This window comes from Bacillus sp. NSP9.1, assembly GCF_000465465.2.
In the GTDB taxonomy this organism is placed as follows: domain Bacteria; phylum Bacillota; class Bacilli; order Bacillales; family Bacillaceae; genus Bacillus; species Bacillus sonorensis_A.
The window spans coordinates 1542155-1563943 of record NZ_CP048273.1 but is presented as its reverse complement, the minus strand read 5'-3'; the positions used below and the strand labels follow the sequence as shown (position 1 = coordinate 1563943).

Annotated in this window: 22 protein-coding genes; 3 read left to right on the top strand and 19 right to left on the bottom strand. The window is 47.6% G+C overall.

The genetic code is table 11. The features are described from left to right. Positions 1-82: 82 nt before the first annotated feature. The 9 genes from M654_RS08015 to M654_RS07975 all read right to left on the bottom strand — a co-directional run bounded on the left by M654_RS08015 (position 83) and on the right by M654_RS07975 (position 9930). Positions 83-835, bottom strand: a complete 753-nt coding sequence (locus M654_RS08015) for a YjbA family protein (RefSeq protein ID WP_026586401.1) — start codon at positions 833-835, stop codon at positions 83-85. A 123-nt stretch (positions 836-958) separates the two neighbouring features. Continuing rightward, positions 959-1873: an oligopeptide ABC transporter permease gene (gene opp4C / locus M654_RS08010; protein WP_026586400.1), complete on the bottom strand. Its 915-nt coding sequence runs from the start codon at positions 1871-1873 to the stop codon at positions 959-961. A 20-nt stretch (positions 1874-1893) separates the two neighbouring features. Further along, a complete protein-coding gene (locus tag M654_RS08005) occupies positions 1894-2844 on the bottom strand; it encodes an ABC transporter permease (RefSeq protein WP_026586399.1) in 951 nt (316 codons plus the stop codon). 77 nt (positions 2845-2921) lie between these two features. Next, positions 2922-4553, bottom strand: a complete 1632-nt coding sequence (locus tag M654_RS08000; protein ID WP_026586398.1) for a peptide-binding protein — start codon at positions 4551-4553, stop codon at positions 2922-2924. A gap of 112 nt (positions 4554-4665) precedes the next feature. Beyond that, complete coding sequence (locus tag M654_RS07995) at positions 4666-5688, bottom strand: ABC transporter ATP-binding protein (protein ID WP_035427997.1); 1023 nt, start codon at positions 5686-5688, stop codon at positions 4666-4668. 4 nt (positions 5689-5692) lie between these two features. Next, positions 5693-6667 carry an ABC transporter ATP-binding protein gene (locus tag M654_RS07990; protein WP_026586396.1) on the bottom strand — a complete coding sequence of 325 codons (975 nt, stop codon included), beginning with the start codon at positions 6665-6667 and terminating at the stop codon, positions 5693-5695. Positions 6668-6858: 191 nt separating this feature from the next. Beyond that, positions 6859-7647 carry a DUF2268 domain-containing putative Zn-dependent protease gene (locus tag M654_RS07985; RefSeq protein ID WP_026586395.1) on the bottom strand — a complete coding sequence of 263 codons (789 nt, stop codon included), beginning with the start codon at positions 7645-7647 and terminating at the stop codon, positions 6859-6861. An 83-nt stretch (positions 7648-7730) separates the two neighbouring features. Continuing rightward, positions 7731-8969 carry a beta-ketoacyl-ACP synthase II gene (fabF, locus tag M654_RS07980; protein WP_026586394.1) on the bottom strand — a complete coding sequence of 413 codons (1239 nt, stop codon included), beginning with the start codon at positions 8967-8969 and terminating at the stop codon, positions 7731-7733. A gap of 22 nt (positions 8970-8991) precedes the next feature. Next, positions 8992-9930, bottom strand: coding sequence for a beta-ketoacyl-ACP synthase III (locus M654_RS07975; protein ID WP_026586393.1), 939 nt, complete (start codon positions 9928-9930; stop codon positions 8992-8994). A 167-nt stretch (positions 9931-10097) separates the two neighbouring features. On the opposite strand from M654_RS07975, the gene M654_RS07970 reads away from it, so the two are divergent. Then, positions 10098-10331, top strand: a complete 234-nt coding sequence (locus M654_RS07970; protein WP_026586392.1) for a hypothetical protein — start codon at positions 10098-10100, stop codon at positions 10329-10331. A 36-nt stretch (positions 10332-10367) separates the two neighbouring features. Here the strand turns inward: M654_RS07970 and M654_RS07965 are convergent, their stop codons facing one another. The 4 genes from M654_RS07965 to M654_RS07950 form a co-directional block, all read right to left on the bottom strand. Further along, positions 10368-10556: a ComZ family protein gene (locus M654_RS07965; protein WP_026586391.1), complete on the bottom strand. Its 189-nt coding sequence runs from the start codon at positions 10554-10556 to the stop codon at positions 10368-10370. A 7-nt stretch (positions 10557-10563) separates the two neighbouring features. After that, on the bottom strand, positions 10564-11523 hold the full coding sequence (locus tag M654_RS07960; protein WP_026586390.1) for a BMP family ABC transporter substrate-binding protein: 960 nt from the start codon (positions 11521-11523) through the stop codon (positions 10564-10566). Positions 11524-11608: 85 nt separating this feature from the next. Then, positions 11609-12184 (bottom strand): hypothetical protein, encoded by a 576-nt coding sequence (locus M654_RS07955; protein WP_026586389.1) that lies wholly within the window; start codon positions 12182-12184, stop codon positions 11609-11611. An 82-nt stretch (positions 12185-12266) separates the two neighbouring features. Then, the gene (locus M654_RS07950; protein WP_026586388.1) at positions 12267-13001 is read right to left on the bottom strand and encodes a hypothetical protein; all 735 of its coding nucleotides are present in this window, start codon (positions 12999-13001) and stop codon (positions 12267-12269) included. A 243-nt stretch (positions 13002-13244) separates the two neighbouring features. Here M654_RS07950 and M654_RS07945 point away from each other — a divergent pair, with 243 nt between their 5' ends. Next, positions 13245-13430, top strand: a complete 186-nt coding sequence (locus M654_RS07945) for a YjzD family protein (protein ID WP_026586387.1) — start codon at positions 13245-13247, stop codon at positions 13428-13430. Between the two features lie 60 nt (positions 13431-13490). Here M654_RS07945 and M654_RS07940 read toward each other — a convergent pair whose 3' ends face one another. Then, on the bottom strand, positions 13491-13670 hold the full coding sequence (locus M654_RS07940; RefSeq protein WP_026586386.1) for a YjzC family protein: 180 nt from the start codon (positions 13668-13670) through the stop codon (positions 13491-13493). A gap of 184 nt (positions 13671-13854) precedes the next feature. On the opposite strand from M654_RS07940, the gene M654_RS07935 reads away from it, so the two are divergent. Next, positions 13855-14667: an undecaprenyl-diphosphate phosphatase gene (locus tag M654_RS07935; RefSeq protein ID WP_026586385.1), complete on the top strand. Its 813-nt coding sequence runs from the start codon at positions 13855-13857 to the stop codon at positions 14665-14667. A gap of 39 nt (positions 14668-14706) precedes the next feature. Here the strand turns inward: M654_RS07935 and argF are convergent, their stop codons facing one another. From argF to argB, 5 genes are all read right to left on the bottom strand, one after another. Further along, positions 14707-15657, bottom strand: a complete 951-nt coding sequence (gene argF / locus M654_RS07930; RefSeq protein WP_026586384.1) for an ornithine carbamoyltransferase — start codon at positions 15655-15657, stop codon at positions 14707-14709. Further along, complete coding sequence (locus M654_RS07925) at positions 15645-18731, bottom strand: carbamoyl-phosphate synthase (glutamine-hydrolyzing) large subunit (RefSeq protein WP_026586383.1); 3087 nt, start codon at positions 18729-18731, stop codon at positions 15645-15647. The genes argF and M654_RS07925 overlap by 13 nt, the downstream gene beginning before the upstream one ends. Continuing rightward, on the bottom strand, positions 18724-19788 hold the full coding sequence (locus M654_RS07920; RefSeq protein WP_077737058.1) for a carbamoyl phosphate synthase small subunit: 1065 nt from the start codon (positions 19786-19788) through the stop codon (positions 18724-18726). The genes M654_RS07925 and M654_RS07920 overlap by 8 nt, the downstream gene beginning before the upstream one ends. Positions 19789-19856: 68 nt before the next feature. Then, positions 19857-21014 (bottom strand): acetylornithine transaminase, encoded by a 1158-nt coding sequence (locus M654_RS07915; protein ID WP_026586381.1) that lies wholly within the window; start codon positions 21012-21014, stop codon positions 19857-19859. Beyond that, entirely contained in the window at positions 21011-21787 is a 777-nt protein-coding gene (gene argB, locus M654_RS07910; protein ID WP_026586380.1) for an acetylglutamate kinase, read from the bottom strand. The genes M654_RS07915 and argB overlap by 4 nt, the downstream gene beginning before the upstream one ends. Positions 21788-21789 lie beyond the last annotated feature (2 nt).

Here is a 21789-nt window from a genome sequence, read left to right as displayed (position 1 = left end):
GCCGTGTTTTTTCTTTATTAGTATAAGGTTCTGTTTTTTAATGGAAAGCGCAAAAAAAGCCATCGGCATGACCGACGGCTTTTTAGTTGACTTTTGACTCATTTTCGATTTCCCAAAGCTTCTCAAAAAACGGCTGTCCTTTAATTAAGTTTTCACAAAAGTCCCGGTGTTTGTCAGACCAGCCGTCAATCGTTTCATTGAAAAGCATGTCCCAGATTTCTTCAAATGTCATCCGTTTAATCTGTTCATACATATACGGATTCCATTCCGTGTACCAGTAGGCGATCTCAGCGCGGTTTTTAAGACCTTTCAGCTGATCAAGCGCCATGAACAGCAGCTGTTTCAGCTGACGTTCTTTTCTTGTTAATCCTCTGACATGCTCCGGTGATAATGATAAGATGTGGTATTCCTTGGAAGACTGCAGCTTTTCCGGTGCAAATTCGTATTCTTGTGCTTCAACGTCCTTGACCATGTCATAGACGAGCTGTTCCTGTCTTGAGATGAGGCGGCTTTTTCTGACGGGGATCGAATAGCCGGCTGTATCAACCGCCAGGATTCCGATGCCGTCTGTTACGACGAAGCAATGATCAAGCTGTGTACGCTCATGGTTTTTGCGGATATATGCTTTTTGATGGACATCCTTTAATAATTCGGATGGAAGTTCTGATAGATCATTTTCTATGTAGTTGAACAAAACGGACGAAACTCTTAATAAAGGCACCTGATCCAACAGTTCAACACTGTCTTCCTTCCGCCATTCATGAAAGTGACAGACATTGTAGCCATTTTCTTCTCCCTCAAACCAATTCACCCACACATCATGAAGAAATAACATTTCCTAACCCCTCACTTTATAAAAACTGTTGTCCACAGTATAGGCAAGGGTAAAGGAAATTATTCCATCTATGGCAATGGCTCATAAAAAAAACGGGGCCGCCTGAAAGACGCCCCTGTTTTCTCATTTAATATTCTTCGGATCAAGCGCATCTCGGAGCCCGTCTCCGAGAAAATTAAAGCACAAAACGGTGATTAAAATCATCAAGCCCGGAAACAGCGGATACCACCACGCTTCAATCATGATCGTAAAGTTTTGCGCATCCTGCAGCATGTTGCCCCAGCTCGCCATCGGCGGCTGGACGCCGAAGCCGAGATAGCTTAATGCCGATTCCGCAAGAATCACGGTACCGACGGACAGTGTCGCCGCAACGATGATCGGCCCCATGGCGTTCGGCAGGATGTGCGAAAAAATGATTTTGTAGCTCCGCGTCCCGATCGTTTTTGCGGCCAGGACAAACTCCCGCGATCTCAAGGACAAAAATTCTCCGCGCACAAGCCGCGCCGTCGTCGTCCATCTCGTCAAAGCGAAAATCAGAATCAGCTTGTCAATGCCAGGCTGGAAAATCGTGACCAGCGTGATCAAGAGAAAGATATCCGGGATGGATAGGATGATATCAACGATTCTCATCAATATCGCATCAATGACTCCGCCGAAATAGCCGGCAATGGCGCCGACCACGGTTCCGATCGTGATCGACCCGAGCACTGAGGCGAAGCCGACAAGCAAGGAAATTTGCGCTCCGTACAGCAGGCGGCTGAAAATATCGCGGCCGAATTTATCCGTTCCCATCAAATGTTCGGCACTCGGCGCCTGCAGCTTGTGAAGCAGATTTTGCTGTTCCGGTGCATATGGAGCGATCAAAGGTGCAAAAAGCGCTGAGAGTACCACAATTAAAAGCATCAGGCCGCCGGCGACAGCCAGCTTATTTTTAAAGAATTTCTCAAAAAAGATTTTCGTCATCGTTTCCGGTTTTTGCGGAATGTTTTCCTGTAATCCGATTTCCGCTGAAGGTGCTGAAGGATTTGGCTGTGGCATCGTTTATCCCCCCCTTATTGTTAATACTCAATCCGCGGATCGATCACCGCATACAGAATGTCGGCGATTAAGTTGCCGATGACGACCAGCACGGCAGAAATGACGGTCATGGCCATAATAACCGGGTAATCCCTTTGAAACGCGGAATCAATAAACAGTTTTCCGAGACCCGGCCAGCTGAAAATCTGTTCGGTAATGACCGCTCCGCCGATAAAAGAAGGAATCATCAGTCCAAAAATCGTCACGACTGGAAGCAGTCCGTTGCGCAAACCGTGCTTGTACACGACGCGATTTTCTTTAAAGCCTTTTGCTCTGGCCGTTCGTATGTAATCCTGTCTGAGCACATCAAGCATGCTCGACCTTGTATACCGCGTGAGCCCCGCCATATCGGCGACCGCAAGTACGAATGCAGGCAAAATCAAATGATGAACCCGATCCCATATGCTGAAACCGGAGTTGAGCGTCATCACACCGCCGGTCGGAAACCAGCCCAAGTTGACCGCAAGAACCATAATCAAGATCAGACCAAGCCAAAAATTCGGGATCGCAAGACCGATGAATGATGTAAACGTAATGCCGTAATCAAGCTTGGAATAAGGGCGCCGCGCCGACAGCACGCCGAACGGTATCGAAATTAAAAGCGCCAGTATGGTTGAAACAACCATTAACAGAAGCGTGTTGGGCAGCCGCGCAAGAATCAAATCAATGACAGGCGTTCCCTTCCTGACGATCGAGGTGCCAAAATCGCCCTGCAACATATTGCCGAGCCATTTCAAATATTGAATATGCTCCGGCTCATTCAACCCGTATTTCTCGATGAATCGCTCCCGGTCAGCCTGGGTGATCGACGGATCAAGCATGAGCGAAACTGGATTGCCGGGGGCCGATTTCATAATCGCGAAGGAAAGAATGGTAATTCCAAGCAAGATCGGAATAGACATTAACGTTCTCCGAATAATGTATGTCACCATCTTCTATTCCCCTTTTATCATGGATTTTAAAGCGCAGGGAGAGGAAAACCGCCCTCTCCCCTTTAAAGAATATGAGATTATTGTTTCAGCCACCATTTATTAATGTTGTAGAAATCATCTTTCGGATGGAATTCAAAGCCTCTTAAGTTTTTAGGAACCGCCCGGTGGTAATTATAGTAGAACAAGAACGTGTACGGCTGATCTTCGGCAATTAATTTATAAATTTTCTCGTACGCTTTTGAGTATTCTTCGCGGTCTTTCAGTTTTTTCGCTTCCACAAGCAGCTTATCGACTTCTTCGTTTTTGTACCAAATGTTGTTGAGACCCGATTCAGACTGGCTGGAATGGAAAATGTCGTATTGATCAGGGAAGGTCCCTAAGCTCCAGCCTAACAGAAGCGCATCGTAATCCCAGTTTGGCGCGCTCGTTTGCTCAATTAGAGCGCTGAACTCGACAATCTGCGGCTTCGCTTCAATGCCGACTTCTTTCAGCTGCTGCTGAATGACGACGGCCGCATCTTCACGCACTTTGTTTCCTTGGTTTGTTTTCAGTGTAAACGAAAACTTTTTCCCGTCTTTGTCTAAAATGCCGTCACCATCTGTATCTTCCCAACCCTCTTCTTTCAGCATTTTTTTCGCTTTTTCCGGATCGTAGTCAAAGACCGGAATATCGGCATCTTTCGGATAGTTCCATGAGACTGGGCTTTCCGGGATATTCGCGACTTCTCCGTCGCCGTCAAGGACATTATCGACGATCGCTTTGCGGTCAATCGCATGTGTCAGCGCCTGACGGACTTTTTTATCTTTAAACAGTTCGTTTTTCTCGTTCCAGCCAATGTACGCATAGTTCAGGCCGAGTCCTGATTCATCCCTTACATGATCAAATTTTTCGACCGTTTTGACATCTGTTCCAGGGACGACGAAATAATCAATGTCCCCTGCCTGAAGCTGGGCGAGCGCCGCGTTGGCGTCCGGAATCACTTTGTATGTCAGTGTGTCGAGATAAGGTCCTTCCCCGTAGTAATCTTCATTTGCTTCCACTTTGACGTACTGCCCCTGCTTCCATTCCACAAATTTAAACGGCCCGGTGCCGATCGGATTTTTCCGGTTAAATTCATGGTCGCCGAGATCTTTAATCGGCACATCTCCCAAAATGTGTTCAGGAAGAATATAGTAGCTTAAAGTGACAGGCAAAAATGAAGGGTCGTTATGTTTCAGCTTGAATTCCACTTCGTATTTTCCTTTTTTTGTCACTTCGTCGATCATTTCGAAGTTTGAGCCGCGTTCGCCCGCATAATCTTTGCTGAGCGGAATGTTGTACGTAAACACGACGTCATCCGCGGTGAATTCCTCGCCGTCATGCCACTTGACGCCTTCTTTCAGTTTGACGTCAAAGGTTAGTCCGTCCTCAGACTCATCAATCTTTTCAGCGAGTTTCATCGTCGGATTTAGTTTCGTATCAGAGCCGACAAGCCCGTCAAATATAAACCCTTCGATATCAGAGCTGGAAACATCTGTTGAATATAAACTGTTAAATAAAGTAGGCTCTCCTGTCGAACCGATAACCAAGTCCCCGCCTTTTTGCGGCTTTCCGTCAGATTTGCCTTCTTTTTCTTCCCCGCCGACTTCACCGCTGTTGCAGCCCGCTAGAAAAATAGATAAGATCAATAGCAAGCTAAAAATCGAAAATCCTGTTTTGCGCATGTTCATTTTATGAATTCCCCCTTATTAAACTGTTGTCCTTCCTTTCAGACGAATTGACCCCCGTTTTTTAAGAAGACATTCCCCCTCTCAAGGATTAAATATGTGAAGGCCTTTCCCTTTATTCGTAAAGGTGGCATGCCACAAAATGGTTGGCTTTCACTTCCTTGAAAGCGGGTGCCGTTTCCGCGCAAATCGCTTTTGCCGCCGGACATCGCGTATGAAAGACGCAGCCATTTGGAGGATTGGCAGGGCTCGGCAGCTCCCCTTTCAAAACGATCCTTTCCCGTTTCTCCCGGCCTTTTTTCCTTGTGACGGGGACGGCGGAAAGCAAGGCCTGTGTATATGGATGAAGCGGATTGTCGTACAGTTCATGCTTATCCGTCAGCTCCATCATTTTGCCGAGGTACATCACGCCGACTCTGTCGCTGATATGGCGGACGACGCTCAAATCATGGGAGATGAACAGATACGTCAAGTTGAATTCTGCTTGAAGCTCTTCCATCAAATTGATCACTTGGGCCTGAATCGACACATCCAAAGCCGAAACCGGTTCGTCGGCGATGATGAGCTCAGGGTTTAAGGCGAGTGCCCGCGCGATTCCGATCCGCTGGCGCTGGCCTCCGGAAAATTCATGGGGATAGCGGTTTGCAAAGGACGGATGCAGGCCGACCCTCGCCAATAGCTCTTCAGCTTTTTCATTGCGCTCTTTGAGATTGTACATATGATGTGTGGTGAAGGGTTCTTTGATGATGGAACGCAAGGTTTTTCTCGGATTCAAAGAGGCGTATGGATCTTGAAAAACCATTTGGATATTTTTGCGGACGCTTTTTCTCAAAGCTTCTTCCGACAGCCCGGAAATGTCCCGGCCTTTGAAAAGGATTTGCCCTGCTGTCGGTTTGTAAAGACGGATCATCGTCCTGCCGGCCGTTGATTTTCCACAGCCCGACTCACCGACGATCCCGAGCGTTTCGCCGCGCTTTAATGAAAAGCTGAGGCCGTCGACCGCCTTGACATCGCCGATTCTTTTCTGAAAAATTCCCGACCGGATCGGAAAGTATTTTTTGACGTCCTTCAGTTCGAGCAAGGGTTCGTCTCTGGTTATCTGCTGTGTGGTCTCCAACTGTTCTACATTTGATGTCATCGCCTTACTCCTCCTCCTCATATAAGAAGCATCTGACGGACCGGCCGTCCGGCCGCGTTTTCAAGCCGGGCTGGGCACCCCAGCATTTATCGACCGCGTTCGGACACCTCGGGGCAAAACGACAGCCTGCCGGAAGGTTGTCAGGCGTTGGTACATTTCCTTTTATGGCTGTTAATTTTTCAATGGAGCCGTCAATCACAGGGATGGAGTTTAACAGGCCTTTTGTATAGGGGTGCAGGGGTTCATCAAAGAGTTCGTCTACTGCAGCGTTTTCCACAACTTGTCCGCAATACATCACGATCACGCGGTCTGCGATTTCCGAGACGACGCCGAGATCATGGGTAATGAGAAGAATCGAGGTATTAAATTTGTCGCATAAATCTTTCATCAGCTCCAGCACTTGTGCTTGAATCGTCACATCCAGCGCTGTCGTCGGTTCATCGGCGATGAGCAGTTTCGGATTGCAGCTGAGGGCGATCGCGATCATCACCCTTTGCCTCATGCCGCCGGACAAGCGGTGGGGGTAGTCTTTCATCAGCTGTTCCGCTCTTGAAAAGCCGACAAGCTTTAACAGTTCAACCGCCTTTTGTTCGGCCTCTTTTTTAGAAAGCTTTTTATGATAGATCAATACCTCTCTGATTTGTTCGCCGATCGTTAAAACAGGGTTGAGCGATGTCATCGGCTCCTGGAAAATCATCGAGATTTCGTTTCCGCGAATCTTGCAGAAATCTTCTTCCTTGTATGTAACGAGATCCTGGCCTTCCAGTTTGATGGAGCCGTTTATGATCTTGCCGCCGGAGCTCTGAACCAGCCCCATGATGGAGAGGGATGTGATGCTTTTTCCTGAGCCTGATTCTCCAACCAGCGCCACGGTCTCCCCTTTTTTGATCGAAAAATCGACGCCGTCAACCGCCGGAATCGGCTGTTTTTTTCTAAAAAAATAAGTTTTTAAATCATTGACTTCCAGCAATGCGCTCATCTAGATTCCCCTTCCCATAGATCAGAAGTTAAATATAATTGAAAACTAATATTTATTTTTTCAAAAGCTGCTGGATAAGACTGAATTATCTTAAAATTTTATAGTTGTATATTATTACATAACCATTACAAAAGCAAGGAATTTTTAGATTAAATGTAATAATATTAATTTAATCCCATAATTTTAATGTTTTAAAGCGACAGCCCTATAAAATCTTCAGACGGAAGGGATAAAACATCGGCAACTTTCAATTTCTTTTTCGACAAATATTTTTTTACAATATTGTAGCCGACGGCATAACCGAGCATATCAGGATAATAACCTTTTCCAAATAAAATATTGGAGAATAGTCGTCCTTCGTGGCGTTTCAGCTCGAAATGCGGCTCAACGAGGCGGGTTTGAAAATGGGCGAGCTGTTTTTCCGAGTAAATCTTGGTCCATGCTGCTGTTTCCGATGCTCCAAGACGTTCATAAACGGCATTTTCGGCCAGGCCTTCGAGAATAATTGTATCAAGAAGCGTCATATTTTTTTCTTCTTTTGCGATATTTTCTAACCGGCAGACATGGTTATATTCATGGGTCATGACCGCTGAAACGGCCGGGGGAGAAAGGTGTGCAGAAAGAAACAAAAAGAGTTTGTCATGAAAGGCAAGCCCTGATTTTGATCCGAATTCGGCGCGGATTTTGCGGTTTCTTTCATCGACTGGAAGGATGATGATCGGAACGTCGGGTCCGTTCCACCGTTTTTTGAGCAGCTGTTCTTCTTTTTCCGCTTGTTCAAATACGCCTTTTTTCTTGAGCTCCTTCATCGTATCCCTGCCTTCCGGCCAATTTTTGACCATGCCGTGGGATTGCAGATGGCTGATCAGCGACATGCTTTTTTCCTTCGGCGCCCCTTTGAAATACGGCAGAAGAAAAAAAGACAGCTCCCGCATTGATAAAGCTTGTTCATACCATTCGTATGTTTTAGCGACACTCATCTTCTCTTCACTCCTTTTTCACCTGTATGTTATGCAGGCCATAAAAAACGGCTACCATCTAGATGGCAGCCGTTTCAAAGAGGCTATTCATATTTTTTGAAAATAAGTGTCGCATTGTGTCCGCCGAAGCCGAGCGAATTGCTGAGCACAACATTGACATCCTGGCGGCGCGCCTTGTCCGGAACATAGTCCAGATCGCAATCTTCGTCAGGCGTTTCAATATTGATTGTCGGAGGAATGATGCCTTCTTTAATAGCAAGCACTGAGAAGATCGCTTCGATTCCTCCGGCAGCGCCAAGCAGGTGCCCTGTCATCGATTTTGTCGAACTGACGGCAAGCTTGTAGGCGTGTTCGCCGAAGACTTCTTTAATGGCGATCGTTTCGAATTTATCGTTGTACGGTGTGCTTGTGCCGTGCGCATTGATATAATCGACAGATTCAGGAGCGAGACCCGAGTCTTTAATCGCTTCTTTCATCGCTCTGACGCCGCCTTCTCCGTTTGGCGCAGGCGCGGTGATGTGGTATGCGTCTCCCGTTGAACCGTAGCCGACCACTTCCGCGTAGATTGTCGCTCCGCGGTTTAATGCGTGCTCAAGCTCCTCAAGGACGACGATTCCCGCTCCTTCTCCCATGACGAAGCCGTCGCGGTTTTTGTCAAACGGGCGGCTCGCCGTTTTCGGGTCCGGATTTGTCGAGAGCGCTTTGTTCGCAGAAAAGCCCGCAAATGACATTCTTGTCAGCGGCGCTTCCGTTCCGCCCGAGATCATCACATCGGCGTCGCCGCGCTGAATGACTTTAAAGGCATCGCCGATGGAATTCGTGCCCGTCGCACATGCCGTAACCGTACATGAGTTAACGCCTTTTGCACCGAGCGCGATCGAAATTTGTCCAGTCGCCATATCGGGGATCATCATCGGCACGAAAAACGGGCTGACCCGGCGCGGTCCTTTTGTCAAAAATGTTTCGAACTGCTGCTCAAGCGTTTCGAGCCCGCCGATGCCGGAACCGACCCAAACGCCGATTCTGTCGGCATTTTTATCATTGATGTCAAGCCCCGCGTCTTCGACAGCCATTTTCGCAGAGACAACGGCATATTGTGTGAACCGGTCCATTTTTCTTGCATCTTTTTTATCCATGTAATCTTCTATTTTAAAATCTTTCAATTCTGCGGCCACTTTTGCAGGATACTCATCCGCATTGACCCGTGTAATCGGCCCGACCCCGGAAACCCCGTTAACCGCATTATTCCAGCTCGTTTTGACGTCATTACCAAGAGGTGATAAAGCTCCTAATCCGGTAATGACTACTCTTTTACTATTCATAAGTTGCACCTCACCTTTCTTTCTAGCGGCCCCAGCGCATGGCAATGGCTCCCCATGTCAAGCCTCCGCCGAAACCGACCATCACAATGACGTCACCGTCTTTAATGTTACCAGCTTCAAGCTCTTCCACAAGTGAAATCGGAATTGAAGCGGCTGATGTGTTTCCATATTTATGAACCGTTTTAGACATTTTTTCAAGCGGAAGCTCCAAACGTTCGCGCGCCGCCTCCATGATCCGGATGTTGGCCTGATGAGGCACCAAAAAGTCGACATCCTCTTTAGTCAGTCCCGCTTTTTCAATGACATTGACACTGGATTCTCCCATTTGGCGGACGGCGAATTTGAACACTTCCCTGCCATTCATGATTGTATGATCTTTTTCATCCAAGTACAAGTGTTTTCCGCCTCTTCCATCTGCGCCGAGCTCAAAGGAAAGAATGCCTTTGTCATCGCTGACTGGTCCGACAACCGCGGCTCCCGCTCCGTCTCCGAATAAAACGGCCGTGTTGCGGTCATCCCAGTCGGTAATGCTTGAAAGCTTCTCCACTCCGACAACAAGCACATGCTTGTATGTTCCGGCTTCGATAAACTGTTTTCCGGTGACAAGACCGTACATAAAACCGGCGCAGGCCGCACTGATATCCATCGCACAAGCGTTGAGTGCACCGAGCTTTTCTTGAATCATGCAGGACACTGTCGGGAATGACTGATCAGGAGTAACGGTGGCAACGAGGATCATATCAAGATCTTCCGCCTTAACATCTGCATCTTCCAGCGCTTTTTTTGCAGCGGCGACAGCCATGTCAGACGTCATTTCGTCTTCGGCTGCGATTCTTCTTTCTTCTATTCCTGTTCTTGTACGAATCCACTCGTCAGAAGTTTCAACCATCTTTTCCAAGTCGAAATTGGTCAGTATTTTTTCAGGGATGTACCGGCCAATTCCAATAATTCCAGCTTTCATAGGAAAGACTCCTTTATTCATGATTTTTTCCAACTAATGTTATGAGTAATTATTAGTATCTGGTACTAATCCTACCCTATTTTTTTTCAGTTGGCAATATATTCGTCTAATCTATCAGCAGAGAACCTTCATATAGTAGTGGTAAATAGAGCAAGGGGGGATGATGGATGGCAAATGACGATTTTTTCTCAAAAATGATGTTCGGCACAAATCAGCCCGCACACCGCGAGGAACAGTCTGATCGCCAGGAAGCTGAAGAAACAAACACCGCACAGGAACCCGACTACATGCATGTCATGAACCAGGTTGGACAAATTATGGATTCGATCGATGAACTGAAGCCGATGTTTAAAGAAATCGGCTCGATGGTGAGCGCTTTGCGAAAAAAGATTTCCATCTAAAAAGCCACTTCTCTTTAAAGTGGCTTTTCCCAGTTATCAAGCGTCTGCGTCGGCATCTGCTTTTCCGAGCTCATACGCTTCAGCCATAACCTTCGTAAATAAGGTCATAAACGGCTGGAGCATATCAGGTGAAAGCTCAATGCCCGCTTTCTCCATTTCTTCTTTTGCTTCGGGAACGTACTTCATGGCAATTTGCAAAAATTCCATCGATTTTTCGTGCTGCATCTCTCGGTCACCTCGCATATTCATTTGGCAGTTTATTTGTTTTTTTGTATTGTTCAATCAACCTTTTCATGTCTTTTTGAAACGATTGATCGACGACCGGGCTGAACTCCCCCATCTCGATGACGCCTTCCTGAATGTCGAAGGTCCGCCGGCCACCCTTCAGTTCGCCTTTGTTAAATTCTGCGGCTGTGATTTCATAGGCCTCGTCGACATGCTGAATGGTGCTTGTCAATACGACGTTTTCCCCCAATTCAGACTGGTCGCTCACATAGCCGATGGCGTACAAACCGTCTTTTTTGATTTGTTCAATGACAGGGACATTATACCCGTCTCCGGCGGGATACACAACATCGACGCCCTTCTTTTTCATTTTTTCATATAATATAATGGCTTTTTCGGCGTCATCCCACTGCCCTACATAGTCTGTGATGACCTCGATGTCCGGATTTATGTATTTCGCGCCTTCGATAAAACCTTCAACTTCAGGCTGCCACTTTTGTGTCGCAAGCACGCCGATTTTGTTCGATTTCGATTGGTGGGCTGCTGTCATGCCTCCGAAAAATCCCATCGCTTTTCCTGCGAGGGATATGCTTGTCACATTTTGATGTTCGGCCTTGCTGTTCATCAGCACAAAATGAATATCGGGATAGTCGTCAGCTATGTCATTAAAGGTTTTTTCGTATTCGCTTCCGTGCCCGTAGATTAAATTGACGCCTTTTTTATGAAAATCCTCTACAGCCATTTTGACTGCCGCCTCATTGTCAATTCCTTCTTTATAATAGACATCGACATTGAAAACAGACTGTATTCTTAACAAGCCTTTATATCCTTTGGTTCCCCATACTTGATCACTTATTGTATCAGGGACAAGCAAACCGACTTTTTCAATTTTCCCCGCAACCGGCGCTGAGCGGCAGCCGCATAAGGCAAGGAAAACCAAAAAAATCATGCCAAGCCTGTACACCATGCCATGTTCAACTCCCTTTCAAAAAACAAGCAGTTTTAATCTATCTTTATTGTATCCTTTCAAGGGTAGATAAGGAAGATCTTTCTTATTTTTTGTCGAAAGTTGTAGACATTTGTCTCTTCCATTCCTCGATTTTGGCATCGGCCTCTTCCGCAGTTGTTTTCTGTTCGAACTCCAATTCCTCAAGGTTTTGGTGCACCATGAAATCGGCGAGCTGAGCTGCAACGTCATCCACAAAAAAACACGCTTCCCCTTGCTCTGGACCTTCTTCTTCCGCTTTCCAGGGACCGTACATATCCGGCAGTACGATGGTCTTCACTCCTTGCTGTGCAATGCGCTGGCACCAATCTTCTTCCATTTGATGCTGATAGACAAGCAAAACGGCGGGCTTGTTTTGCGTCAATGCGCTCAGCTCTTTTTCGGACATGCAGCCTGTATATTGAATAAACACCTTGTCGTATTCGCTTTCAGGCTCTTTTTCAATGATGCGGAAATGTTTGTTTCTCACAAGCCACATTAACCGCTCTTCCAGGTAAAGCCGTCTGATGTCATCGTCCGGCTGATTTAATTTGACACCGATGTCAACGCCTTCCTCAAGAAGACGTTCGCAAAATGAAAGGCCGAAGAATTCATCTGCTCCATACACCAGCGCGGATTTCATGTGCTTTGACCACCTTTCGATCCAGCTTTTTCTCCAAGTAAAAACAGCCCTGATCAAAAACGGGCTGCTACCATTCTATTCTCTATAATACTTTTTCATGCATTTTGAAAAATTGCGCGATCGCTGAGTGGAGGCGTTGCGGATGATCAAACAGATGCAGTGTCAGCCCCACCCGGTAATCGCCTTTTTGCTGCCGTTCCTCAAACGTTTTGGCATGGATCATATACGGGTATGGAGAACCGTTTAGCCTTTGCCAAATATGGACAGGGACGAGGTTGTGGTACGGGGAGATGCTTTTAAACGGGTAATCGGCCGCCTCACGTTCAGAGATGCGGTAGCTTTCTGCAATTTCTTTCATAAACTGCTTATAAAAAAATTTATTTTCTTTTTCCCTTTGATGATGAGCCTGAAGATCGAGGCAAGGATTGAGCAGCGCTGCAGAACGTATTTGATCCGGAATCGAGCGGAGGAGTTCATCGGTGATCAGCGCGCCTGTTCCTTCTGCCAGGAGATGAATTTTTCCATTTAAAATTTCCTGTTTGAACACATAGTGAATGAGCTGCTTCGCGTATGAAATCGCTTTTTCAGAGCCCCAGTGCCTGCCGAACAAATTGCTGTTGACAAGGGTGTAGCCTTTGTTTCGCAAACTTGTCAACAGCTCGTGTCTTCCGTGATGCTGCAGCCAAAAACTCGAATCTTCCCCGACGAAATGGTTCCGGTCGCCGAAAATAAACACCGCAAAACCGTTTGGTCTGTATGGAAGATGGATCACATTCCACTCTGAATCGACTTTAAAAAAACGTTCCGTTATTTTCATCACTTGCCTGCCTCCTTCCTGCCGTAATCTGCTCCAATATTTTATGTGGAGAGCGCATCAAACGAATAAGGAAAAGTCCCAGTCAGCATGATGAAAATAAACTTTTAGAAACCGCCGATCTGATTTTTCTGAATACGAAGCTCAAGGAGAGCTTGTTTGTTCATGAAAATGCCCTTTCTAGTTTACCTTATGTGTGGTATGATAAGCTTTAGAATTGAATGAGAAGGACGAGGTGTGGAGAACGTGCGATTTGTCGTGACTTTTATTTGGACATTTCTTTTGGCGCACATGGCCTGCTACATTGTCGGCGCCATGAACGGTGCTGCATACAACTTTCAGACCAGTTCCATTATGGGCTTCATCATTTTTGCAGCCGTAATTGTTCTTGGAGAAATTATGCCTGTTAAACAGGAAGCAAGTCAACAATAAAAACCCCTGCTTTAAATAGCGGGGTTTTTTTATTGCCGTCCATATCGGACGGCTGTTTTTTTACGGCTTTCTTTTATAGGTCCAAAGCCGGTTATGGTTGGATGTCTCAGGGAAATATTCACCTGCCGACAATTTAATTTGCTGCGGATTTTTCACCATGCTCCCAGTTTCGCCGATTTCAACATATACACCGTTGTTGGGCGCTTTTTGGCCCGGGCGGAATTGATGCTGCTGTCCCAATTTGTTTCACCCCTTTTTAGCCTTTAGATTTCCCTGTTCATGCACAAAACATGTTGATTTTATCTTTACAATCTTTTGCTTCTTTTAGTTTAATGAAAAAAGCGGTTGATTATTGAAACATAACATCTTTCCCTCCCGTCTGTTAGAAGGGCGGAAGAGAATACATGTGAAACGGAGGAAAACCATGGATTTTTTAATGTTGATTAAGTATGTCCTTTTAGGGCTCCTTCAGGGATTTACCGAACCGATCCCTGTCTCATCAAGCGGGCATTTGGTCCTTGCACAGCATTTTTTAGGCTTGAAAATTGAAGGGTTCAGCTTTGAGCTGTTGATGAATGCCGGCTCTTTGATCGCCGTATTGCTCGTGTATAAACGCGATATCATCCGGCTGGCGACGAACGGCTTGTCCTATGTAACAGCCGGAAACGAAAAAGGAAAGGCAGACTTCAGATTTATCGTCTATCTGATCATCGCCACAATCCCGGCTGGTGTTGTCGGCGTTTTATTCGATGATGAAATCTCGGCTTTCTTTAAAGACGGTGTGCGCATCACCGCGATCACATTGCTCATTACAGGTTTGGCGTTGTTTTTGATCCGCAATCTTCGCGGCCGGAAAAACGACGGGGAAATGAGATTGAAAGACGCCGTCATTATCGGGCTTGCGCAAATGGTTGCCCTTGTACCCGGCATCAGCCGCTCGGGAGCGACGATCGTGCCGGCTATGGCGCTCGGCCTTAAGTCTGAAACCGCGCTGCGCTTTTCGTTTTTGCTATACATACCCGTCAGCCTCGGCGGAACGATTTTAAGCATCACCGATATTTTCAATGATCCGCGCCTGGGAGAGCTTTTCCTTCCTTATTTGTTTGCGTTCATCGTCTCCATCATTGCCACGTATTTTTCTTTGCGCTGGTTTATGAATATTATGGCGAAAGGAAACTTGATTTATTTCTCCATCTATTGCTTTATCATCGGAATCGCGGTATTGATATTTGCATAAAAAAACGGCTGATCTTCATTGATCAGCCGTTTTTTCGTTTTAAGCAAGCAGCGCCTTCAGCAAGGCTTTCTGCGCATGAAGACGGTTTTCCGCCTGCTGGAAGACGGCTGAGTTCGGTCCGTCGATGATCTCCGCTGTCACCTCTTCTTCCCTGTGGGCGGGAAGGCAGTGCAGGAAGATATAATCGGGTTTGGCGCCGGAGACAAGGGCGCCGTTCACTTGATACGGCTTAAACACATTGAGGCGCTCGTTTGTTTCCGCTTCCTGCCCCATGCTTGTGAAAACATCTGAATAAATGACATCCGCATTCTGTACGGCTGTTTTTGGATCATTGGTGATCGTCACCTTCGCACCGGATTCAGATGCGAACACTTCGGCAAGCTTGACAATCTCCCCGTCCGGTTCATAGCCCTTAGGCGAGGCAACCGTAATGTCGCTGCCGACTTTGGCACAGGCGATTAAAAGCGAGTGGGCGACATTGTTGCCATCGCCGACATAAACGATTTTCAGCCCGCTTAACGTTCCTTTTGCTTCTTGAATGGTCAAAAGGTCTGCGAGCGCCTGGCACGGGTGAAAAAGGTCTGTCAAACCGTTGATAACGGGAATGTCCGCATGTTCGGCAAGCTCTTCAACTTTTTCGTGTTCAAATGTGCGGATCATGATGGCGTCAACATAGCCTGAGAGCACCTTTGCCGTATCGGCGATCGTTTCGCCTCTGCCGAGCTGCATATCCTTGCTGCTTAAAAACAAAGCGTTTCCGCCGAGCTGGGCCATGCCAGCTTCAAACGATACGCGCGTCCGCGTCGATGATTTTTCAAAAATCATCGCCAATGTTTTTCCGTTAAAGATGTTTTGTATTTTGTTTTTCTTCATGACGGCTGCTTCTTCGAGCAAATAAAGGATTTCCTCTTTCGCAAAGTCTTTCAGGCTTAAAAAATCTTTGCCGGACAAATCAATTTTTGGGGAACTCCCGATGTTTACAGTAGACATATTTCCACTTCCTTTTTGTATAAATCCTTGAGGGAAACGGCCCGTGTCGTTCCGCTCCCGCTTTTTAAAAATGCCCGCACCGTGTCTTCTTCCGTCATCACGGCCACTCCATGGGTAATGGCGTCCATGCGCTGCCGTTTCGCCTCAGCGGAATTCGTCAAATTAATATGAAGCGCTTTGTCCGGCCGTTTGATCCAGCTTGCAAAATCGGCGGATTGAACGGTGAAGCCCGCCTGCTCTGCGACATGTTTCAGATCGCTGCCCGCTTCCATGTAGATGCAGCCTTTCGTCTTCCAGACGCCTGCAAAAATTTTCTTCATGGCGCTTTCCGGGCTGTATGCGACATACATTCCTTCCCCTGTCGATTTCATCTCAGGTCCGAGCTTCAAATCGACATCCTGGATCGCATGTGATGAAAAGACCGGAAATTTCACAGCCACACCGCGGCTGTTTTGTGACATGGGCTTCAGCTCTTTGAGCGTCAACCCGGTTAAGAGCTTTGCCGCAAGCGGAATCATTTGGACTCCCATCACTTTGCTGACGACGGGAACGGTCCGGCTTGCCCGCGGATTGACTTCAAGGATGAGCAGTTCGTCTCCGTTCGCGATGAATTGAATGTTCATCATCCCTTTAAATTCAAGCTTGCGGACGATTTTTCCGGCTGCTTCTGCAGCGGCACGCTTCATTTTGCCGGTCACAGAAGGCCCCGGGAGAATCGCATAGCTGTCGCCGGAATGGACCCCGGCTTTTTCGATATGTTCGATATAGGTTGGGATATAAATGTCCTCACCGTCGCTTACAAGGTCAATTTCAAATTCTTTTCCGGAAATGTATTGATCGATCAAAATCGGATACGGCATCGCTGCACCGTCTGCCAGCTCCAGAAGCTCTTCTTCCGACTGAACGATCATCATTCCCATCCCGCCGATGACATATGACGGTCTGATCAGCACCGGATAGCCGATATCATGTGCTTTTTGCACGGCTTCTGTTTTTGATGATGCCGTCTCCCCTTTGGCGTGGGCGATGTCCAGTTCATCAAGCAGCTGATAAAACTGGTCTCTGTCTTCAAGCAAATCAAGTGTTTCAGATGACGTACCCAAAAGGGGGACACCCGCTTTCTCGATCGCTTCAGCCACATTGATGGCCGATTGGCCGCCGAATTGAACAATGGCAAAATCGATATCCTCGGCTTCCGCGACATTTAAAATATGTTCGGGTGTGATCGGTTCAAAGTATAGCCGGTCTGCCATTTCATAGTCCGTGCTGACCGTTTCCGGGTTGTTGTTCAGCATGATCGTTTCATATCCGAGGCTTTTCAGTGTCATGACGCTGTGAACGGCGCTGTAGTCAAATTCGACGCCCTGGCCGATCCGGATCGGTCCGGACCCGATGATAAGGGCCCGTTTTTTCGTTTTCCGTGAGAAATCTCCGTCGCTTTCTCCGAAATAAGTGGAGTAAAAATAGTTTGTTTTTGCGTCAAACTCTGCGGCGCAAGTATCGACGATTTTAAATGAGGCGGTAATGCCTTTTTGCTTGCGGAGCGCGCGTACGTCTTCCTCCGTTTTTCCCGTTAAAGAAGCGATCGTCAAATCGGTGAAGCCCTTTTCTTTGGCCTTTTTCAACAGGTCGCCGGAAAGGGCGTCCCCCTGTTCCATCAGCGTGTTTTCAAGCTGGATCATGTTGGCGAATACATGGAGGAAATAGTAATCGATCTTCGTTTTCACATGAATGTCTTCGATAGAAACGCCCCGGCCCAACAGTTCCATGACCGCGAAAAAGCGGCGGTCATCAGGGGTCTCAAGCAAAGTCCACAAAGCATCGGAAGACACGTCGCCAAGCTCTGGCAAATGGGTTCCGACCGTTTTCAGTTCAAGGGATGCGACCGCTTTTTGCAGCGCCGCTTCAAGGTTGCGGTCGATCGCCATGACCTCCCCTGTCGCTTTCATTTTTGTGCCGAGCTTCCGGTCGGCGTTTTTAAATTTGTCAAACGGCCAGCGCGGGAATTTGACGACGACGTAGTCAAGCGCCGGTTCAAAACTCGCATATGTCGAATCTGTCAGCGGATTTTTCAGTTCATCGAGCGTGTAGCCGACGGCCAGTTTGGCCGCCATTTTCGCGATCGGATAGCCGGTCGCTTTCGAAGCGAGGGCTGAAGACCGGCTGACCCTCGGATTGACTTCGATGACATAGTAGTTTTGACTCTCCGGATCAAGTGCAAATTGAATGTTGCAGCCTCCGACCACATCGAGCGCTGAAATGATTTTCAGGCTGGCCGAACGCAACCGTTGATAATCAGCATCGGTTAATGTCTGCGACGGGGCGATAACGATCGAGTCACCGGTGTGGATGCCGACCGGATCGATGTTTTCCATGTTGCAGACGGTGATGCATGTATTGTTCTTGTCGCGCATCACTTCGTATTCGATTTCTTTAAAACCGGCAATGCTTTTTTCAACAAGGCATTGATGGATCGGACTGGCGAGGAGCGCGCTTTCGATCAGGGGCATGAACTCCTCCTCCGTCTTCGCGATGCCCCCGCCTTTTCCGCCTAATGTATAAGCCGGGCGAACGATGATCGGAAAACCGATGGAGAGTGCAAAACGAAGCGCGTCCTCTTTGTTGTCGACGATTTCCGAATCGGGAACCGGCTCATTCAGCTCCTTCATCAGGGCACGGAATTTTTCCCTGTCCTCGCCTTTTTCAATCGTATCCACCGATGTTCCGAGCAGCTTCACCCCGTATTTATTGAGAATCCCGGCTTTTTCAAGCTCGACCGCTAAATTGAGCGCCGTTTGCCCGCCTAAATTGGCAAGCAGTCCGTCCGGCTTTTCGCGCTTGATAATTTGCGTGAGGCTTTCTGTCGTCAAAGGTTCAAAGTAAATCTCATCGGCAAAAGACTCATCGGTCATGATCGTCGCCGGATTGTTGTTGACGAGAATTACCCGAAAGCCTTCATTTTTCAGCGCCATGCATCCTTGTGTTCCGGAATAGTCAAATTCTGCAGCCTGCCCGATGATAATCGGGCCTGATCCGATAACGAGTATGCTTTTAATGGTGTGATCTTTAGGCATGGGCGATTTCTCTCCTTGCTTCGTTCAATTTCTGTAAATATTCGCTGAATATCCACTCGCTTTCAGCCGGTCCCGGATGAGCTTCCGGATGAAACTGAACGGATATGACAGGCCGTGTTTTATGCATCAGTCCTTCGACAGAACCGTCATTGACATGCTGAAACCTGACCGAAAATTCCTTTGTGCTGATCGCAGCCTCATCTACCACATAGCTGTGGTTTTGGCTCGTCATAAAAACGCGGCCGGTTTCTCTGTCTACGACAGGATGATTGGCTCCCCTGTGGCCGAATGGCAGCTTATACGTGTCACCGCCAAAGGCGAGGGCGATCAGCTGATGCCCGAGACAAATGCCGAGCGTCGGGTAGGCTTTGATTAACCCCCGAAGCGTTTCCATATACGGGAGGATGGCTTTCGGATCCCCCGGGCCGTTCGAAAGGACGATCCCGTCCGGATTCAGCTTTGAGACGTTTTCCATCTCTTGATATGGAACGATCGTCACTTTGCAGCCTTGTTTGACAAGGGATGAAGCGATCGATTTTTTATAGCCGAAATCGATCAGCACAACATGTGTCGAGCCTTCTCCAAAAGTGCCGTTTTCATTCTGTCCGGCGACCTGTGCTGCGACATTTTCCATTAGACGCGGACCCGGCTTGCTGTCCTTTTGCAAGGTCAGCTTGGCATTGAGCGTTCCTTTGGCTCTGATATGCTGGACGACCGATCTCGTATCAACGTGTGACAAAAGCGGAACATCCCATTTCCCCAAGTACTCGCGCAGGCTTTTTTTCGCCTGATAATGGGAAAACTTGTCGCACGCTTCATAGACGACAACGCCCTTTACCTGCGGGCGCTTGCTTTCATAATCGCTGTCATTAATGCCGTAGTTGCCGATCAGCGGATATGTGAACACAATAATCTGTCCTTTATATGAAGGATCTGTCAAAACCTCCTGATAACCGGTCATTCCCGTGTAAAAGACGACTTCACCGGTACAGCCATCAAGGCCTTCCAATTCACCGCTGAAGGCAGTTCCATCTTCAAGAACCAAATATCCTTCCATCTTATGCCCACCTCTGATGAATAAATAATAATATTTATGAATTTTTATACCGTTCGTGCGAAAAAAAATTACTGTTTGACAGCCATATGATCTGTAAACACGCGGTTCAGCTTCTCCACCGCTTGACTGATTTCGTTTTTTTCGACCGTGAGCGGCGGCAGGAGCCTGATCACATTTTCACCTGCCGGAAGTACAAGCAGGCCTTCTTTTTGAAGCGCTTCGATCAGCGGCTGAACGGGTTCTTCACATTCAATGCCGGCGATCAGCCCTTTCCCTCTGATGTCTTTAACAAATGGAAACTGAAGTTTTTCTTGCAGTTCCTTCAGCAAATACGCTCCTTTTTCCGCGACTTCTTCGAGAAAGCTTTTTTCAAAGATCGTTTCCAATGTGGCGTTTGCCGCTGCCATGGCCAGCATATTTCCGCCAAAAGTCGTCCCGTGTGAACCTGGGGAAAACACTTCTGAAAGCTCTTTTTTACCGATCACCGCTCCGACCGGAAAGCCGCTTCCCAGCCCTTTGGCGACGGTGATGATATCAGGCGTCAGCCCTTCGTGTTCGTATCCGAAAGCTTTTCCTGTCCTGCCGATACCCGTCTGCACTTCGTCCACGATGAGAAGGGCTTCATTTTTTCGGCAGAAAGCTTGAACTTCCTGCAAAAAAGCTTTGTTCGCCGGAATAACTCCGCCCTCGCCTTGAATCGTTTCCAGCATCACCGCTGCGACATCCTCTTGATTGCTTAATGTTTGAAAAGCCTCCGGCTCATTGTACAGGAGATAGTGAAACCCGGTCAGCATCGGTCCGAACCCGTGTTTAATCTTTTCCTGTCCGGTCGCGGCCATCCCTGCATACGTGCGGCCGTGAAAGGATTGCTTGAACGTGATGATCTTCGTCTTCTGCGTATATTTCCGCGCCAGTTTAATCGCCGCTTCATTGGCTTCGGCCCCGCTGTTACAGAAAAAAACGAGATCGCCTGCACTGTGGTTGGCCAGATGTTCTGCTACTTTTTCTTGAAGGTTATTTTCGAATAAATTTGAAACATGCCAGACCTGATCGAGCTGTTTCTTGATCGCAGCTGTCACAGCATCAGGACAATGTCCAAGATTGCAGACCGCGATTCCCTGCACAAAGTCCAGGTATTGTTTTCCGTTTTCGTCTTCGGCGATCGTGCCTTTTGCTTTTGTAATGTTGATATTCCAGCGGCTGTACGTCTGAAATAAATGGCTCACGATACCGCCTCCTTTTGCTTGATGATTTTTGTGCCGATAAATGCATCCTCTTTCAGGAAAGAACCTTTTCCGCTGACGATCATGACCTCCTCCATTTGTTCGCTGAGAGCCGCGACCGCGGAATTCACCTTCGGTATCATCCCGCCGGAAATCACGCCAGCTGCAATCAGCTTTTCGATCTCTTCTGGTGTCAGTGCTGACAGCATGTTCTCGTTTTTCATGATGCCTTTTACATCTGTCACAAACATCAATTTGTCAGCGCGCAGAGCTCCGGCTATGGCTGATGCCGCCAAATCGGCGTTTACATTCAGCGTCTCGCAAGCCGCAGTCATTGACAGCGGGGCAATGACCGGGATGAAGCCTTTTTCCATGAGCGCTTCCGCCATCTGTCCGTTTACCTTTGTAATACGTCCGACCTTGCCGTATTCTTTTTCGTTTAAATATTCGGCCACGAGGAGGCCTCCGTCTTTTCCTGAAACCCCGACCGCAGGGAGCCCGTGTTTTGCAAGCTCAGAAACGAAATACTTGTTGATGGAACCGGAAAGCACCATCTCGGCGACATCCAGAACCTTTTTGCTCGTTTTCCGCTGTCCGTTGACAAACTCTGTATCGATGTTCAGTTTATCCAGCATTCTTGTAATGTCAGGGCCGCCGCCATGGACGACCGCGATATGCCAGCCTTCTTCAGCCAGCTTTTTTAGATTCTCAAAAAATTCGTCTGAAAGCTCGCGAATGACGCTTCCGCCGCATTTAAAAACGATTGTTTTGCCCATTG